A 16,556-nucleotide genomic window follows, 5' to 3' on the forward strand; every position below is an offset into this window, starting at 1 on the left:
GCTGTTCCCTTCACTGGGTGGGCGTCAACTGCCAGGTCGCCGGGCGTTGTTGGTCCGTCGGGTACTGCACGAGGCGCCCGTCGTCCGTCACGTGCGCCGCCATGCGCGTGATCGCGTTCGTCAGGCGGTGGCCGCCGCGCACCGGCGTGAGCTGCCAGCGCTGGAGCGTGTTCTTCGGGTCGCACGTCTCCTGGGTGACCGAACTCCCGGGTTCCAGCCGCACGTTGAGAGTGAGCTTGCCTTCGCGCGTCTCCAGGCAGGCGCCGGTGCGGGCCGACTTCAGGGTGACGTAGCCGTCCGGGGTGCGGCGGATCTCGTAGTCGGCGGGCGGCACACCGCCCGCGGCGTCGCGGAGGGTGTACGTGCCGTCGGCGACCGGCGGCTTCGTCAGGTCGCGCCACCCGGGGGCGTGGCCCACGGCCGTGTCGCGGGCCGTGAAGTCGGCGTACGTCGCGTCCGGGTGCGGGCTGCCCCACGTCACCTGCGCCACATGGCTCAGGGGCAGCCGCATCGACGCCGCGACCTCGTTCTCCGTCTCGCCGCGGCCGTTGTCGGGCCAGAGGCTGATCTTGGCGCCCGTGACGCCCGCGCGCGAGGTGAGTGTCTCGCCCTCGAAGACGCGCGGGTCCCAGCGCTGCTCGTACAGCTTGCGCGTGTCGCTGTGGAAGCCGCCGCGCACCAGGTACAGCGCGTACGCGGCGTTCATCAACGGGTGCCCCCGCGCGATGAGTTCGCTCGGTTTCGTGCGCACCGCGAGCCAGTGCTCGACCGTCGTCCCGGCCGCCACGGGCACGGTGTTGTCGCCGGTCAGGCCGTCGTTCCAGATGCGCAGCCGCTTGCCCTTGCCCGTCGCGTACACCTCGACGCGGTTCACGAAGTCGATGAACGCGTCCTGTGGCGTGGCCCGTTCGCCGTACTTGCGGCGGGCGTAGTCGAGGATGTGCGGGTACTTCGCGAAGTCGGAGCCGAGCATGTACTCGTCGGCGCCCATGTGCCAGGACTTCGCGGGGAACACATCCGCGTACTCGTCGACGAGGCTCGTGTAGTAGGCGAAGGCCTCGTCCTTGGTGATGTCCAGGCGCGAGGGCTGCTTCTTGCCGTCGGTGTCGGTGAGTTGCAGGTCGGGGCGGTGTTCCAGCCAGGGGTCCATGTGGCCCGGGGAGTTGATCTCCGGGATGACGGTGATGTGGTACTTGGCGGCGAGGGCGACCAGGCGGCGGATGTCGCGCTTGGCGTAGTAGCCCCAGGAGTTGGCCTCGGGGTGGCGTTCGCGCTTCACCTTCAGCTCCAGCAGGAGCTGGTTCTGTTTGCGGTACGCCATGTCGCGGATCAGGTTCTCCAGCCAGGGCACGGAGATGTTGATGTAGCAGGCGCAGACGCCGACGCCGCGCTCCTTGTACTGCGGCACGTCGACGGTGCGGCCCGCCGGGATCCGGTCGCCCTGCGCGAGGAGCTGGAGGAGGGTGCGCGTGCCGTAGAAGGCGCCCGCCTCGGTGGCTCCGGTGATCTCCAGGCGTTCGCCCGCGCGCAGTTCGTACCCTTCGGTGCCCAGCGTCGTCCGCCGCTTCTCGACGTCGATCAGTACGTCGCCGGGGCGCGCGGCACCGGACGTGACGGGTACCTTCCCGTGCCCCGCCGCCCGCAGGTCGTCCGCGAGGGTGCCCGCGACGCGCCGGGCCGCGGCGTCCCGCGCGACAAGCCGCACCCCGTCCTCGTACACGTAACTCCCGTCCTCCGGCGTCCAGTTGGTGAGCGCCGGAAGTGTGCGGGGCGGGCTCGGGCGTGCGTCCTGCTCCGACGCGGCGGCCGGGGCGGGGGCCGCGAGCAGGAGGAGCGCCGCCGCGACACCGGTCAGCCGGCGCCACCGGCCGCGGGCCGTCACCGGCTCCACTCCACCTTGAACACCCACACGTGCCGCCCGGCCGCGCGCGCCGCCCGGGGCACGTCGATCACCAGGGAGCCGCCCGTCGTCCGCCACGTCAGCGGCCGGCCGTGGCCGAGCATGGTCACCTTGTCGCCGGGCCTGATCGGCACGGGCGCCCCGACGGTGAGCCGCGCGCCCGGCTCGGCGAGCGAGTGGATGTAGAACGCCTCGTTCTGGCGGACGGTGAAGCGCAGGTCCTCGCCGAGCTGCGCCATCCGTGACCAGTACGTGGTGTCGTAGATCGCCTCGCCGTTGGTCTTCAGCCACCGGCCGGTCTCGCGCAGCCGGGTCTGCATGATCTCCGGGATGGTGCCGTCGGCGCGCGGGCCGATGTCGAGGAGGAAGTTGCCGTTCTTGGAGACGATGTCGACGAGGCTGTGCACGACCTCCTCGGTGGTCATGTAGCGGTCGTCGGGCGTGGCCTTGTTGTAGCCGTACGAGAACGGGTCGAGGCCCCGGCTGGACTCCCACTTGGCGACGACCGTGTTCTCGTACGTCTCGTACTCGGGCGTCGTGAAGTCGTGGAAGGAGATGCCCGAGCGGTTGTTGACGGCGACCTCTCGGGGCCGCGGGCGGTTCTTGCCGTGGTTGAAGTAGTCGGCGAGGACGGTGAGGCTGTCGTTGGGGCCGCCGATGTCGCACCACAGCATCTCGGGGTCGTAGCCGTGGATCAACTCCCGCAGCTGCGCTGCCTGGTAGCCCTTCACGTAGTCCTTGCCGGAGACGTATCCCGTGTACGGGACGGGTTCGAGGGTGTACGGATTGCGGGGCGGCCACAGCTCGCCCTTCCACGGCTGGTCCGGGTTGAACCACTCGGGCATGGAGAAGTACAGGGCGCGGTGCAGTTCGGGCGTGTGCCGGCGGGAGGCGTCGAACAGTTCCTTCACGAGGTCCCGCTTCGGGCCCATCTTCACCGAGTTGCGGTCGCTGACCTTGGTGTCCCACAGCGCGAAGCCCTCGTGGTGCTTGGAGGTGAGCACGTGGTAGCGGGCGCCCGCGTCCCGGAACAGCTCCACCCACGCGCGCGGGTCGAACTTCTCCGCCCTGAACATCGGGATGAAGTCGTCGTACGCGAAGTCCTCGCCGTAGGTGTCGCGGTGGTAGGCGTGAGTGGCGTTGTTCTTGTCTTGGAGGTGGCGCCAGTACCACTCGGCGTACTGCTTGCCGACGGGCGCCCAGGCCGGGACCGAGTACACGCCCCAGTGGATGAAGATCCCGAACTTCGCGCCGTGGAACCAGTACGGGGCCTGGTGGGCGGCGAGGGAGTCGGCGGTGGGGCGGTAGTCGGGCACGCCGAGGGTGAGCGGTCTGCGGGCCTCGGCGGCCTGCCCGCCGCGCCCGGCGACGACGATGTCGCCCTCGCGCCGGGTGCCCGGCTTCACCCCTGTGCGGTTGCGGATGCCGACGCGCACGCGGGCCTGCTCGCCCGGGTCGAGGCGGGTGACGGGCTCGGGCGCGACCGTGCGGGCGCCGTCCACGTCGACGCGGACGGCGAGCCGGTCGGCGGCGAGCACGGGGAGCGTGCCCGCGTTGACGACGGTCGCCTCGACGCTCTGCGCGCCGCTCGACTCCAGGAGCGACACGGTGGAGTGCGCGTCACGCAGCACCAACGCCCGCCCCTTGGCGGCGGGTTGCAGGGACAGCGCGAAGACGTGCAGGGACGGCTTGTTCACCTCGGCGGGGTGCGTGGTGGGCAGGGTGAGCGCGACGGCCTCGCGGCGCGGGTCCAGCCACACCTCGGAGGTGCCGATCGAGACGGCGTGCTCGTCCTTCGTGCCGTCCGGCCTGATCCGGTACGTGGCCGACAGGGCGCCGCCGCCCGCGTACCAGTCGGCGCCGCCGAGCGTGGCCTTCGACGTGGAGCCGTCCGCGTAGTGCGCGGTGACCGGCCCTCCGGCGTTGCCGTAGCTGGCCGCCGTCAGGAAGAGGGCGGAGAGGTAGCGGCCCTTGGGGAGGTCGACGCGCTGGCCGAGGGCGACGACGTTGTTCTTGGCCCCGGCGGCGGAGGACGGGAACCGGTAGGGCACACCGTCGACTTCCACGCGGCCCGCGGGCAGTTCCTCGCCGGGGAAGGTGTGGCCCGAGCCGTCGAAGTCGCCGCCGCGGGCCGTCGCCGTGTCGATGCCGTCGTTGTCGAACCACCGCTCCAGGGCGACGGGGACGGGAGCGGGGACCGTGCCCCAGCCGTCGTCCGCGCGGTCGGGGTCGCGCTGTTCCGAGAGGTCGGACGAAGGGGCTGGGGGGACTGCGGGGACTGCGGGGGCCGCCGTCGCCGGGGACGACGGGACGAGGGCGGCTGCGGCGGCCGCGCCGGCCGTGGCTCCGATGACTCCGAGTGCGTGACGCCTGGCAAGTTCAGGAAGCTCGGTCATGAGGTCCGATGATTGAAGCGTGAGGGAACCATGTCAATGCTCCGGACACGACGGGAGGTGACCAACTTCCCTTATCCATCGGATGAATTAAGTGGCGGTGAGGTGGCGGGTGTCTCCTACGGCGACGACCTGGCGGTTGTGGAAGAAGTCGTCCTCGCGCAGCAGGGTGATGCTGCCGGAGGGCGCGGGGAAGCTGACGGAGCCCACCGACTCGTAGGGCATCTTGATCCAGGCCGCCACCACGAACGTCAGGGCGAACCCGTGCGTCACGATGATCTGGTGCTCGCGCGGGCGGCGCAGCAGTTCGTCCATGGCCGCGTAGACGCGGCGGGCGCACTCCGCCCGGGTCTCGGCGCCCGGCACGCCCTCGCGGTGTCCCATCCGGTCCCCGTCGGCCGGCGGCGGGACGAACCGCCGGTCCAGCCACTCCTGCGGGCGGCCCTCCGCCTCGCCGTAGGACTTCTCCCGCAGCCGTCGGTCCAGGATCGGTTCCACACCGAGGAGTTCGCCCACCGCGTCGGCCGTCTGCGCGGCGCGGCGCAGGTCCGAGGAGACCAGCTCGACGTCGGCGCCGTCGGGTATGCCGGCCCGCAGCGCCCGGGCGATGGCGCCCGCGGCGTCCCTTCCGGCCGGTGTGAGGTCCGAGTCGTGCCAGCCGCCGACGACCTTCTCGACGTGGTGGGTCGCCTCCGGGTGGGTGATGACGTGGAGGGTGCGCATCAGGGGCTGCCTTTCCTCGGCGTGCTCGCTTCGGTACGCGATCCGGTGCTCGGGGTGCCAGTGGTCCGGGTGCCGGTACTCGACGTGGATGACGCCTGCGGCGGCACTTCTGCCTCCCCCGCCACGGTCGCGGTGCGGCGGCGCACCCACAGCAGGGCGCCCGCGAGCAGGACGGTGCCGCCGAGCAGCCAGCGCGGCGGGCCCGCCGGGAGGTGGCCGACGACCAATCCCGTTCCCGCGCCGACCAGTTGGAGGGCGAGGGACTGCACGGACAGGGCGGTGGCCCGGCCCGCGCTGCCCACGCGCCGGTGCAGGAGGTCGTTCTCGCTCGGTCCCGCGGCGCCGAGCCCGACGTACACGAGCGCGTAGCCGACGACGGCGAGAGCCACCGGGGCCGGGGCCGACGCCAGGCCCGTCACCGCCGTGCCGCCGAGCAGCAGCAGGCCGGCGGCCGCGGCGCCCAGGCCGACGAGGACGGCCCGTGCGCTGCCGCCCGCGCACCGGGCGAGCGGCGGCGCGAGGTGGCTGCCCGCCATCGAGCAGAGGAATCCGGCGCAGGCGAGCCCCGCGAAGAGCACCGCCCCGGACTCCGGCGCGCCCGTCAGGTCGACGGCCCGACCGGGCGTGAGGACTTCCACGGTGATCAGCGCGCTGCCCGCGGCCGCCGCGCTCAGGATGATCCGCCGCACCAGCGCGTCCCGGCCACCGAGGCGCACACCGGCGACGACGGTGGCGGGAACGCCGCGCAGCACTCCGCGCAGGGTGGCGCGCGGCCGGGGCGGCTCGGGCAGCGCGGTTAGGACGTACACGAGGAAGGCGACCTCGACCGCCGCGCCGAGCAGCGCGGGCACGGACAGCGGGAGCACGAGCCCGGACGTGGCCTCGCGCAGCCGGCCGCCGACGTCGGGGCCGAGGCCGAGGAGCCAGGGCAGGGCGCCGCCGATCAGCACCCCGGCCGCGAGCGCCGCCGAGGTCGCGGCGCCGCCGCGCGCGAGGCCGGTGCGCAGTTCGGCGTCGGGGCCCGCGCTCGCGTGCACCGTGTCGACGTACCAGGCCTCGGCAGGGCCGCTGGACAGGGCGCGCCCGGCGCCCTTCAGGGCCATGGCGAGGACCAGCACCCACGCGGTGGTGCCGAGCGCGTGCATGACCAGCGCGACGAGGTCGAAGACCCCGGCGGCGGCCAGGACGGCGCGGCGCCCGAGCACGTCGGACAGTCCCCCGGTGGGCAGTTCGAGGGCGGCGGCGGTGAGGGAGTGCGCGGCGATGCACCCGGCGACGGCGGCGAGGGCGAGCCCGCGCTCGGTCAGGAGCGTCACCATCGGGGCGAGGGCCAGGCCGAGTGGCAGCCAGAACAGCGCACAGACGACGACGTAGCGCCGCCGCGCGGTGCGCGGGGCCAGGGGGTCAGTCATGGGTGTAGCCCGACAGACGTCTGGGGACGGGGGCGGCCGCTCCCGCGGAGGCGTCGGCTCGTCCGGGGGCGTCCGGCCCGCCGGAGGCATCCGCTCCTCCGGAGGCGTCGGCCTTCGCGGGGCCGTTGGCTGCCGCCGATTCGTTCGCTGCCGCCGGGCCGTTCGCTGCCGCCGGGCCGTTCCCGTCCGCAGGAGTGCCCTCCCGCGCAGGGCCGTCCGCCGCCACACGCCCCGCGACCGGCAGCCTGGCGAAGAACACCATCACCTGCTCGGCCCGTGGATCCTCCGCGTCGCGGGCCGCGAGTTCCTCCAGCTTGTCCTCGTACGCCTGCTGGAGCTCGGCAAGGGACTCGGGCGTCAGGCGCGGCATCAGGTCCGCGATCCCGGAGTGGTCGAGCCACTCGCGCCCGAGCCGTCCTGCGGCGACGTCCGACTCGTACCGCGCCAGGGACGCCCCGAGGTGCTCGATCTGGCGCCGGGCCATGATGCCCGCGAAGTCGCGGCCGACCGGTGCGGCGTCCATCGCCGAGTGGTCCCAGGTGGTCACCGCGTGCACCGCGCGCCAGCGGCGCTCGCGTCCGTCGCGGTGCTCCGCCTCGGCGACGAAGGCGTACTTCGCGAGGACCCGCAGGTGGTAGCTGGTGGAGGCGGACGACTCGCCCGTCCTGGCCGCGAGCTCGCTCGCGGTGGCGGGCCCGTCCATGCGCAGCAGGCCGAGCAGCCGGATGCGCAGCGGGTGCGTGAGGGCCTTGACGGCGGCGGGCTCCCGCTCGGGGTCGAGCTTCCGCCGGCGTCCGGTCGACGGGCGTTCTTCGTCTGCCATACGGCGAGCGTAGGACGACGACAGGACTTCGCAAAAGTATTTTTGCAGAATTTCTTTGGGAAACTTAGTCAGCGCAGCACGGCCGCCAGCAGGTCGGTCCCCAGCGCCGTCAGGTCGGGCAGATTGAGGGTGTGGCGGACGTATCGACCGTGCCGCCGATCGCGCTCCCCCTGGTCCTGGTGACGCAGTTGCACGCGTCCCCGGTGTGGTCGGCGGCCGTCTTCGTGGCCAACACGGTGCTGGTGGTCACCGTGGTCTGCACCGTCGGCGAGATCGTCCATGCGGGCAGCGCCACCGCGCTCGTCACCGCCCTCGCCGGTCGCCACCGAGAAGGATCAAGGAACACGGCTCAGGGGTTCCTGACCTGTGTCAGACCGCTCGGAGAGCGGTGTGCCCCGCGCATGCCACGCCCCCCGCCGCGGGATCACGGCGGGGGGCGCAGGGCGCACGCGTGCAGGGGGTCAGTCGATACTGGGGAGGATGTGCGGCTCCGCGAGGTCGTCCTCGTATCCGGCGAGCCGGATAGGTGCCGCCTTGGCCCAGGCCTCCAGGTTGCGGAGCTTCTGGGGCCGACCGGCCCGCTCCCCGCCCCGCTCGGCCGACCGCTTCTCCTGCTGGGTCAGATCTGGTGTCACCGCGCACTCCTTCGTGTCGCGAAACGAAAGAACAATGGCTGCGCTTGCTCGCGCTGTCTGCTCGGTCGCGGTGGCGCCGTGTCCTGGCGGGATCGCGGCCGTTGGTCGCAGCCTGTCCCAGGACGGTGGAGGGGCGCCGGTGTGCGCCTTGTGGCCGTCCGTTCGCACTAGGTTAACCAAATGAGCGCGGCTCTGCTCGATGGCGCTCCCCCAAGGGGAGTAATCCGGACATCCCTGCTACGGAGTCGTCACCATTTGCCGGGCTTGTAGTCCTTGAGGAACACCCCGTACAGGTCCTCGCCCACCTCGCCGCGCACGACCGGGTCGTACACGCGGGCCGCGCCGTCGACGAGGTCGAGCGGGGCGTGGAAGCCCTCCTCGGCCAGGCGTAGCTTGTCGAAGTGGGGGCGCTCATCGGTGATCCAGCCGGTGTCGACCGAGGTCATGAGGATGCCGTCGGTCTGGAACATCTCCTGGGCGCTGGTCCGCGTCACCATGTTCATCGCGGCCTTGGCGGCATTCGTGTTCGGGTGACCCGCACCCTTGTAGCCACGGCCGAAGACGCCCTCCATCGCCGAGACGTTGACGACGTAGGCGCGGCCGCTCGCCGCCTTCTTCGCGGCGTCGGCCATCATCGGCCGCAGGTGGCTGATGAGGATGAACGGCGCCGTGTAGTTGCACAGCTGGGTCTCGAGCAGTTCCACCGGGGAGATCTGCTCGATGGTCTGCACCCAGGTGTTGCTGTCCACCACGTCCGGCACCAGGCCGCCCGCGTCGATGGCGCTGCCGTCGCGGTGCCGCTCGATGCTGGCGTGGCCCGCGACCAGGGCGAGATCGGCGACCTTCTGCGCGTCCAGGCCGCTGACGCCGACGGGCAGCGCGGTCAGACCGTCCACCGCGCCCGAGTTGAAGGCGCCGATGACGTGGTGGGCGGGCAGTTCCCCGGCGGGCAGCGGGGCGCTCTCGCCCTCGACGAGCGCGGCGTAGGCGGAGGGCAGGCGGCGCACGGTCTGCGTCGCGTTGTTGATGAGGATGTCCAGCGGGCCCTGCCCGGCGACCTGCTCGGCCAGGCCCACCACCTGCGCGGGGTCGCGCAGGTCGATGCCGACGACCTCCAGGCGGTGGATCCAGTCCGCCGAGTCGTCCATGGCCTTGAAGCGGCGGATGGCGTCCTTGGGGAAACGCGTCGTGATGGTGGTGTGCGCGCCGTCGCGAAGGAGGCGCAGCGCGATGTACATGCCGATCTTGGCGCGGCCGCCGGTGAGCAGCGCGCGCTTGCCGGTGAGGTCGGCGCGCGCGTCCCGCCGTGCGCGGTTCTCGGCGGCGCAGTCCTGGCAGAGCTGGTGGTAGAAGTAGTCGACCTCGACGTACCGCGCCTTGCAGGTGTAGCAGGAGCGCGGGCGCTGGAGTATCCCCGCGATCTCGCCCTTGGCCGTCGCCGACTGCGGCAGGATGCCCTCCGTCTCGTCGTCGATGCGCTGGGCGGAGCCGGTGGCCGTGGCCTCGGTGACCGCCTTGTCGTGGGCGGTCTTGGCGGCCCTGCGCTCCTGTCGGCGACGCTGCTTCACGGTCCGGTAGATCCCGGCGGTGGCGCGGCGCACGGTGACCGCGTCGGGGTGGTCGACGTCGAGCTTGTCCAGCTCGTCGAGCACGCTGAGGCAGACGGCGAGCCGCTCGGGGTCGATGCCCGGTCCGTACGAAACGGCGCCTTCCTGGCTGTCCTCTGTCACGGTCATCGCCGCTGTCGTTCCTCACCGCACTCGTGCCGCGGCTCGTCTGGGGTGACCGCGGAAGCTCCAAAAGCGGAACTTTACGTAGCCCGGGCGCCCGGTACCAAACCCGAACGGTCGCCCGCCACCCGCGGCCTCTCCTCGCAGGCCGCCACCAGAGCGGCCAGTTCGGCGCGCACGCACCGCGCGAGGAGGTCCAGGTCCGGCACCGCGGCGGCGTCCGCGACCAGGCCGTAGTGGACCCGGCCGCGGTACGTCGAGACGGCGACCGCGAGCGCCTGCCCGCGGGCCAGCGGGGCGAAGGGGTACACCTCCGTGAGCGGGTGGCCGGCCAGGCGCAGGCCGAGGCCGGGCAGCGGCACGCTGGTCACGAGGATGTCGAAGAGCAGCCGGGCGGCGTGCGCGACGGCGGGGCCGCCGACGCGGTGGCCGAGCGGCGGCACGTGGTCGGCGAGCAGCGCGACGGCGCCGGCGCCGCGCGTGGGTCCGCCGTCCTTGTTGCGGTCCATGGCACGGCGCACGGCGCGGAGCCGGGCGAGCGGGTCGGCGTCGTCGACGGGCAGCCGGACCAGATAGCCGGAGAGGCGGTTGCCCTGCGGGTGGGCCGCGCGGGGGCGGCGGCGCGAGACGGGCACGAGGGCGCGCGGGGCGACGCCGTCGCTGCCGTCGCCCCGCTCGTCGAGCCAGCGCCGCAGCGCCCCGGCGACCACGGCGATCAGGACGTCGTTGACGGTGCCTCCGGCCGTCTTGCGCACGCGGTGCACGTCGTCCAGGTCCAGCGCGACGCCCGCGGTGCGGCGGCTCCCGGTGGCCCGGGAGGTGAGGGCGTCGCAGGACCGCACGCCCCAGTTCGCCCGCGCCACGGAGGCGCCGATGTCCAGGGCCTGCCCGACGTCGGCGACCGTGGACCGGACGGTGGTGGCGACCCGGCCGGGCAGTCGGCGCGGGTCGAGGGCGCGCCACCAGGGCGGGACGGCGGCGGAGCGGGGTTCGCGCGCGGGCGGCAGCTCCGTGGGGTCCATGACGGCCGCGGCCAGCGTCAGCGCCCGCAGCCCGTCGGCGAGGGCGTGGTGGAACTTGAACAGGACGGCGAACGACGTCCCGTCCTCGGCGGGCAGGACGTGCGCCTCCCACGGCGGCCGGTCCCGGTCGAGCGGCCGCTGCATGAGCGCGCCCGCCGCGGCGTGGAAATCCGCGGCGGGCGGGGCGAGGTGCACGTGGTCGAGCGGGTCGAAGCCGGGCGCGGGCCGCCGCGCGGCGCCGCCGGGAGGCAGCAGCACGTCACGTATGCGCATGCGCATACCCGGCACACCCGCCGCGCGGGCGGCGAGCAGATCGGCGGCGTGCGCCGCGGCGGACGGCGAGTCGGCCGCGAAGACGCCGAGCGCCCCCAGATGCATGGGGTGTTCGGCGGACTCGATGCTCCAGAAGGCGAGATCGAGAGGGGCGAGCAGGTCTGAGCTCTCTGAGGTCATGGCTCGCTCTCGCGTCGGCAGTCTGCAACGGGAGCCAGCAGCCAATCACCCTCTCGCAATTACGGTCAAGTACGATCTAGCTACGCACAGTTAACAACAGATTAAGGCCCGCCCTTCCCGGAAACTCTCGGAACTCCTGGAACCTCCCGGGGAAGAGCGGGCCTCGCGGGACGCCTGTGGTCACCTCACCACGGGCGGCGCCGCCTCCGCCGACGTACCCCAGCGCGAGGGCTTCTCCCCCACGGTGAACGACAGCTCCCGCAGCCCCCGGATGTCACCGGTGCGCAGATACGTCTGGCCGTAGTCCGCGCCGTCGGCGCTCACCGACCGCACGTACCGCCGCTCCGGCGACGTACCGGGCGCCTTCACCGTGAACCGGCCGCGCGGGTAGTAGCGGCGGTCCAGGGCGAGGTCGACGCGCTCGAAGACGGGCGTCGACAGGCCCCAGGCGTCCGTGCCCGGCTGCACCGGGAAGATCCCGATGGACGAAAGCACGTTCCAGGCGGACATGGTGCCGAGGTCGTCGTTGCCGGTCATGCCGGTCGGGGTGTCCGTGAAGAGCGTGAGCGCGGCGTGCACCACGTCGGTCGACTTCCACGGCTGCCCGGTGGACAGGTACGTGTACGGGGCGATCAGGTCGGGCTCGTTCTGGGGGTTGTACTTGTCCGCGTTGTAGTAGTCGTAGGGGCCGTTGACCCATACCTCGCGTGCGGTCTTCGCCGGGTCCTTCAGGAGCTGTTCGTAGGCAAAGAAGGAGTCGAGGCGGTCGTTCGTGGCCTGCTTGCCGCCGATGAGGTCCACCATGCCCGGCAGGTCCTGCGGCACCAGCCACTGGTACTGCCAGGACGTGCCCTCGTGGAAGCCCTCGCTCTTGGCCGGATCGGCCGGTCCCGTGAACGCGCCGGCCTTGTCCCGGGCCCGGAAGAACCCGGTCGAACTGTCGAAGATCTTCCGGTAGTTCTGCGCACGAGCCGCGTATCGGGCGGCGTCCTCCTCATGTCCCAGCTCGCGCGCCATCTGCCCGAGCATCGCGTCCGACAGGGCGTACTCCAGCGTGGCCGACGCGCCGTGGTCGTAGTCGGAGTCGCCCGGCTTGGCGTGCGGGCGGCCCTTGACGTACGGCGCGAAACCCTCCGCAATGTACTCCTTGTTGGCCTCCCGGCCCACCGGCGCCGAGTCGGCCGGCGGCACCCCGTCGGCGTTCTTCTTCAGCGCGCGGTACGCGTCCTCCTCGTAGCCCTTCAACAGGCCCTGCTGGTAGGCGTTGGTGAGGAACGGCGTGACCGGGTCGCCGGTCATGATGTTCGTCTCGACGGTGCCGTAACCCCACTTGGGCAGCCAGCCGCTCTCGGCGTCGATCCTGAGGACGGACATCGCCATGTCGCGGGACTCGCGCGGCGCGAGCAGCGCGAGGAGCTGGGCCTGGGTGCGATAGGTGTCCCACAGGGACCAGTTCTGGTAGTAGGTGAAGCCCTTCGCGCGGTGGGTCTGCTGGTCCCAGCCGGTGTAGCGGCCGTCCACGTCGCTGCCAATGTTCGGCGCGAGGAACGAGCGGTAGAGGGACGAGTAGAAGGTGCGCCGCAGCGTCTCGCCGCCGCCCCGGGCCCGTACGTCGTCCAGCCGGTCCTCCCACTTCGCCCGCGCCGCGCGCTCGACGCGGTCGAAGGAACGGCCGCCCTCCGCACGGAGGTTGAGCGCCGCGCCCCTGGCGTCGACGTACGAGAGCGCGGTCGTCGCCTCGACGGTGCGGTCCTTCGCCGTGTCGAAGCGGACGTACGCGCCGTTGCGCTCGGCGTCGGCCGAGGACTTCTTGGAGCCCGCGGTGACGGTCCCGCCCTTCCAGGTGCCGGACGAGGCGAAGGGACGGTCGAAGCGGGTGACGGTGTAGAGGGTGTACGGCTTGGTGTCCTGGCAGAAGCCGCTGCCGGTGATCTTTGTGCGGACGGTGCGGCGGTCGAGGATCTCGACCTCGGTGCGGACCGACTTGTGCAGCGACTGGCCCGCGTTGATGAGGACGTTGGCCTTGTCCGTGGCCGGGAAGGTGTAGCGCTGCACGCCGGTGCGCTCGGTCGCGGTCAGCTCGGCGTCGACGCCGGACTTCAGGCCGACTTTGTAATAGCCGGGGCGCGCCTTCTCGGTGTCGTGGCTGAACTCCGCCGCGTACTTGGCGTAGTCCGTCTCCGTCACGTTCCCCGTCGTCGGCAGGACCGGCAGGTCCCCGCCGAGCCCGCAGCCCACGCCGGACAGATGCACGGCGGAGAAGCCGCGGATGTGTGTGTCGGAGTGGTCGTACCCGGTGTTGTGGCCGGTGTCGGGCGAGAGCTGCACCATGCCGAAGGGCACCGCGGCGCCCGGGTAGGTGTTGCCCTCGTTCTCGGTGCCGATGAACGGGTTGACCAGGTCGGTCAGCCGCTCCCCGGCCGGCGCGGCCTGGGCCGGCGGGACGGCGAGGACCCCGCCGAGGAGCGCGGCCGCCACGGCCACCGTCCCCGCGCCGCGCAGCCGTCGGTTCCATCTCATGGGTGGGAACGCCTCCTTGGACTCCTTGGACAACGTTGTCACTGCATCGGGCGCGCCCATTCTTCGGCCGCCTGCGTGTACTCGTCAAGGGTCGCGACGGGGTGGCGACGGGGGCGCCCCGACAAGGTCCGCACCCGCTGCCGGGGTACGGCGACGCGCCCCGGCCCGCCCCGCAGGGAGGACGAACCGGAGCGCATCGATCCGTCAGGCCGTCACACACTCAGGCCCTTCAGGCGCAGCCCCGCACAGGCGCCTGCGAGGCGTCCTTGATCAGGGACTCGTGCGCGGCGCGCAGCCGGGGCACATCGGGCTTGACGACGGCGCGGTCATACGTGAGCAGTCCGTTCAACTCCCCTTCCACATCGGAGATCTGGGTGTACACGGCGCCGTTGCCACCCTTGCAGGCGAGGGCGCGCACCTCGCGCAGCTTGGTGAGGTACTCCTCCGTGTACTTCGCCGGGTCCACGTCGACGTAGCTCTGCTGGACGGACCAGGCGTGGCCGGGCACCGCGAGTCCGAGGCCGCCGTACTCGCCGTTGATCAGGGCGCGTCTGCCGTCCGGTGACGGTGGCAGCGCGGGGCTGGGATAGCCGTGCTCGTCCATGATGTCGCCCTTGCCGCCGTCGGCCCCGAGGTTGAGCCCGGACATGCCGTTGACGAGGCGCGTGGGGTCCCAGGCCTTGGCCTGCTCGGCGACGCGGCCCATGTCGTACTGGCCCCAGCCCTCGTTGAAGGTGACCCACATGACGATGGACGGGCTGTTCGCGTGCTCGTCGATCATCTGCTTCATCTCGTGCTCGAACTGGGCCCGGGCGGCGGCGCTCGGGTTGCGGTCCGACCGCATGGACGGCATGTCCTGCCACACCATCAGGCCCAGCCGGTCCGCCCAGTAGAACCACCGGTCGGGCTCCACCTTGATGTGTTTGCGGACCGAGTTGAAGCCCATCTCCTTGTGCATCTTCAGGTCGTACGCGAGGGCCTCGTCGGTGGGCGCGGTGTGCAGGCCGTCGGGCCAGAAGCCCTGGTCGAGGGTGGCCATCAGGAAGACGGGCTTGCCGTTGAGGACGGTGCGCGGGGTGCCGTCGATCTTCTCGACGGCGATGGAGCGCATGCCGAAGTAGCTCTGCAGCCGGTCCACGCGCTTGGTGCCGCCGACGGTGACCTTCAGGTCGTACAGGAAGGGATCGTCGGGCGACCACAGGTGCGGCTTCTTCAGCGTGAGCTTCAGCGGCTTGCCGGTGCGGCCGCTCGCCTCGGCGACCTTCTGCTTCCCTTCGTACGCCGCTGCCCGTACGGGCACGCCCGCGCGGACGCCTTTGGGCTCGACGGTGACCTGCTTGGTGCCGACGTCGGGGGTGATCTTCAGGGATTCGGCGTGGTCGCGGGCGACCGGTTCCATCCACACCGTCTGCCAGATGCCGGACGACGGGGTGTACCAGATGCCGGACGGGTCCAGGCGCTGCTTGCCGACAGGCGGGTTCTCGCCGCTCGGTGAGTCGGTGGGGTCGTGGACGCCGACAATGAGTTCCTGGGTCCTGCCGGGCTTCAGAGCGTCGGTGACGTCGGCACTGAACTTGTCGTAGCCGCCCTTGTGGTCGGCGACCTCGGTGCCGTTGACGTACACCTTCGCGTGCCAGTCGACGGCGCCGAAGTTCAGCTTGAGCCGGCGGCCGTTCTCGGCGTCGCCGACCTGCCAGTCCGCGGGCACGGTGAAGGTGCGCCGGTACCACATGCGGTCCTCGTGCCGCTGGAGTCCGGAGAGCTGGGACTCGACCGGGTAGGGGACGAGGATCTTCTCCTTGAGCTTCTTGCCGACCGGCGGCCGCTCCCCCGCCTTGGCGGCGGCGAACTGCCAACTGCCGTTCAGATTGCGCCAGTCGGGGCGCTTGAGCTGCGGGCGCGGGTACTCGGGCAGCGCGTTGCCGGGGCCGACGTCGTCGGCCCACTTGGTGCGCAGTTCGTACGTCGACTCGTTGGGGCCGCTGCTCCAGAACGCGCCGACGTGCTTGCCGTCGGCGCCGGCCAGGCCGCCCTTGCCGTCGTAGCGCAGGTCGGCCGTGCCGCGGGCGGTGCCGGTCTTGTTGCCGACGACGGGCTGCTCGAGGGTGACGAGCAGGGCGCGCGGGTCGGCCGGGTCCAACTTGGCTGAATGCAAGGGCCACTTGGCGCCGCCGATGACCGCCTCGATGTGGTCGGTGAGTCCGGCCGGGGGTGCGGCGAGTTCCTGGACGAACTCCAGCTTCAGGGCGCGGCCGTCCTGCTGCACGGCGGCGGAGGTCGCGCCGTCGTAGTCGAAGCCGTCGGGGAGGCGGAAGGCGGACTGGGGGACGGCTTCCTTGGTGCCGCCGGGCTCGGTCCAGCGCAGGTGGAGGTTGGAGCCGCCGTAGTGCTCGAAGTACTCGACCTTGAGGTCGTAGGCCTTTCCTGCGGTCAACTCGACGGGCTGCGCGGTCTGTTCGCGGTCCCAGTCGTCGACCCAGTGGTCGATGGCGAGCTTGCCGTCGACCCACAGCCGGAAGCCGTTGTCGCCGATCATGGAGAAGGTGTGGGCGCCGGACTTCTCCGGGACGACCTTGCCGGTCCAGCGGACCGTGGCGTCGTCGGACTTCCCGGTGGCGAAGTTCAGCCGGGGTTCGAGGGTGTCGAAGTCGATGTTCCGGTCGAAGCCGGTGGCCTTGAGCTCGTGGAAGTCGAAGGCGCCGGGGGCGGACTGGGTGTAGTACTCGCCCTTCAGGCCGTGGACTTCGGGGGCCTGGACGCGCGGGGCCGGTGCCTCGTCCCCCGCCGCCGTCGCGGTGGACGCGGCGGCGAGGCCGGTGAACACGAGGGCGACGCTGAGCAGCAGGGCCAGTTGGTGCCGGAGCGTTCCTGATCGTCTAGGGCGCACGGATCCTCCTTGTCGAGGAAGGGTGGCGGCTCGTCGCTCCAGTCGGTACAACGAGTCT

10 protein-coding genes and 1 pseudogene are annotated in these 16,556 nt (G+C 71.9%); 1 reads left to right on the forward strand and 10 read right to left on the reverse strand.

Annotated elements, in window-relative coordinates:
* Nucleotides 1–10 precede the first annotated feature (10 nt).
* The 5 genes from AC0KTA_RS03880 to AC0KTA_RS03900 all read right to left on the reverse strand — a co-directional run bounded on the left by AC0KTA_RS03880 (nucleotide 11) and on the right by AC0KTA_RS03900 (nucleotide 7,251).
* Nucleotides 11–1,891, reverse strand: coding sequence for a family 20 glycosylhydrolase (locus tag AC0KTA_RS03880; RefSeq protein ID WP_481053671.1), 1,881 nt, complete (start codon nucleotides 1,889–1,891; stop codon nucleotides 11–13).
* Entirely contained in the window at nucleotides 1,879–4,296 is a 2,418-nt protein-coding gene (locus AC0KTA_RS03885) for an alpha-L-fucosidase (protein WP_481053672.1), read from the reverse strand. The genes AC0KTA_RS03880 and AC0KTA_RS03885 overlap by 13 nt, the downstream gene beginning before the upstream one ends.
* Before the next feature lie 87 nt (nucleotides 4,297–4,383).
* Nucleotides 4,384–5,016 carry a histidine phosphatase family protein gene (locus tag AC0KTA_RS03890; protein ID WP_481053673.1) on the reverse strand — a complete coding sequence of 211 codons (633 nt, stop codon included), beginning with the start codon at nucleotides 5,014–5,016 and terminating at the stop codon, nucleotides 4,384–4,386.
* Entirely contained in the window at nucleotides 5,016–6,428 is a 1,413-nt protein-coding gene (locus tag AC0KTA_RS03895) for an MFS transporter (RefSeq protein ID WP_481053674.1), read from the reverse strand. The genes AC0KTA_RS03890 and AC0KTA_RS03895 overlap by 1 nt, the downstream gene beginning before the upstream one ends.
* Nucleotides 6,421–7,251 carry an ArsR/SmtB family transcription factor gene (locus AC0KTA_RS03900; RefSeq protein ID WP_481053675.1) on the reverse strand — a complete coding sequence of 277 codons (831 nt, stop codon included), beginning with the start codon at nucleotides 7,249–7,251 and terminating at the stop codon, nucleotides 6,421–6,423. The genes AC0KTA_RS03895 and AC0KTA_RS03900 overlap by 8 nt, the downstream gene beginning before the upstream one ends.
* A 149-nt stretch (nucleotides 7,252–7,400) precedes the next feature.
* Here AC0KTA_RS03900 and AC0KTA_RS03905 point away from each other — a divergent pair.
* Nucleotides 7,401–7,568 (forward strand): annotated as a pseudogene (locus AC0KTA_RS03905) (MFS transporter); the annotation flags it as partial.
* 144 nt (nucleotides 7,569–7,712) lie between these two features.
* On the opposite strand, the gene AC0KTA_RS03910 reads toward AC0KTA_RS03905, so the two are convergent.
* The 5 genes from AC0KTA_RS03910 to AC0KTA_RS03930 form a co-directional block, all read right to left on the reverse strand.
* A complete protein-coding gene (locus AC0KTA_RS03910) occupies nucleotides 7,713–7,886 on the reverse strand; it encodes a hypothetical protein (protein ID WP_481053676.1) in 174 nt (57 codons plus the stop codon).
* 248 nt (nucleotides 7,887–8,134) lie between these two features.
* Complete coding sequence (locus AC0KTA_RS03915) at nucleotides 8,135–9,622, reverse strand: SDR family NAD(P)-dependent oxidoreductase (RefSeq protein WP_481053677.1); 1,488 nt, start codon at nucleotides 9,620–9,622, stop codon at nucleotides 8,135–8,137.
* Between the two features lie 74 nt (nucleotides 9,623–9,696).
* On the reverse strand, nucleotides 9,697–11,091 hold the full coding sequence (locus tag AC0KTA_RS03920) for a wax ester/triacylglycerol synthase family O-acyltransferase (RefSeq protein ID WP_481053678.1): 1,395 nt from the start codon (nucleotides 11,089–11,091) through the stop codon (nucleotides 9,697–9,699).
* A gap of 180 nt (nucleotides 11,092–11,271) precedes the next feature.
* Entirely contained in the window at nucleotides 11,272–13,611 is a 2,340-nt protein-coding gene (locus AC0KTA_RS03925) for a GH92 family glycosyl hydrolase (protein ID WP_481053679.1), read from the reverse strand.
* A 229-nt stretch (nucleotides 13,612–13,840) separates the two neighbouring features.
* The gene (locus AC0KTA_RS03930; RefSeq protein ID WP_481053680.1) at nucleotides 13,841–16,498 is read right to left on the reverse strand and encodes a PA14 domain-containing protein; all 2,658 of its coding nucleotides are present in this window, start codon (nucleotides 16,496–16,498) and stop codon (nucleotides 13,841–13,843) included.
* Nucleotides 16,499–16,556: the final 58 nt, after the last annotated feature.

This window comes from Streptomyces sp. Y309 (assembly GCF_056712025.1).

Coding starts and splice junctions, on each gene's coding strand:
- AC0KTA_RS03890 (WP_481053673.1), bottom strand. CDS start 5,016: ATGCGCACCCTCCACGTCATCACCCACCCGGAGGCGACCCACCACGTC.
- AC0KTA_RS03885 (WP_481053672.1), bottom strand. CDS start 4,296: ATGACCGAGCTTCCTGAACTTGCCAGGCGTCACGCACTCGGAGTCATC.
- AC0KTA_RS03920 (WP_481053678.1), bottom strand. CDS start 11,091: ATGACCTCAGAGAGCTCAGACCTGCTCGCCCCTCTCGATCTCGCCTTC.
- AC0KTA_RS03925 (WP_481053679.1), bottom strand. CDS start 13,611: ATGAGATGGAACCGACGGCTGCGCGGCGCGGGGACGGTGGCCGTGGCG.
- AC0KTA_RS03915 (WP_481053677.1), bottom strand. CDS start 9,622: ATGACCGTGACAGAGGACAGCCAGGAAGGCGCCGTTTCGTACGGACCG.
- AC0KTA_RS03895 (WP_481053674.1), bottom strand. CDS start 6,428: ATGACTGACCCCCTGGCCCCGCGCACCGCGCGGCGGCGCTACGTCGTC.
- AC0KTA_RS03900 (WP_481053675.1), bottom strand. CDS start 7,251: ATGGCAGACGAAGAACGCCCGTCGACCGGACGCCGGCGGAAGCTCGAC.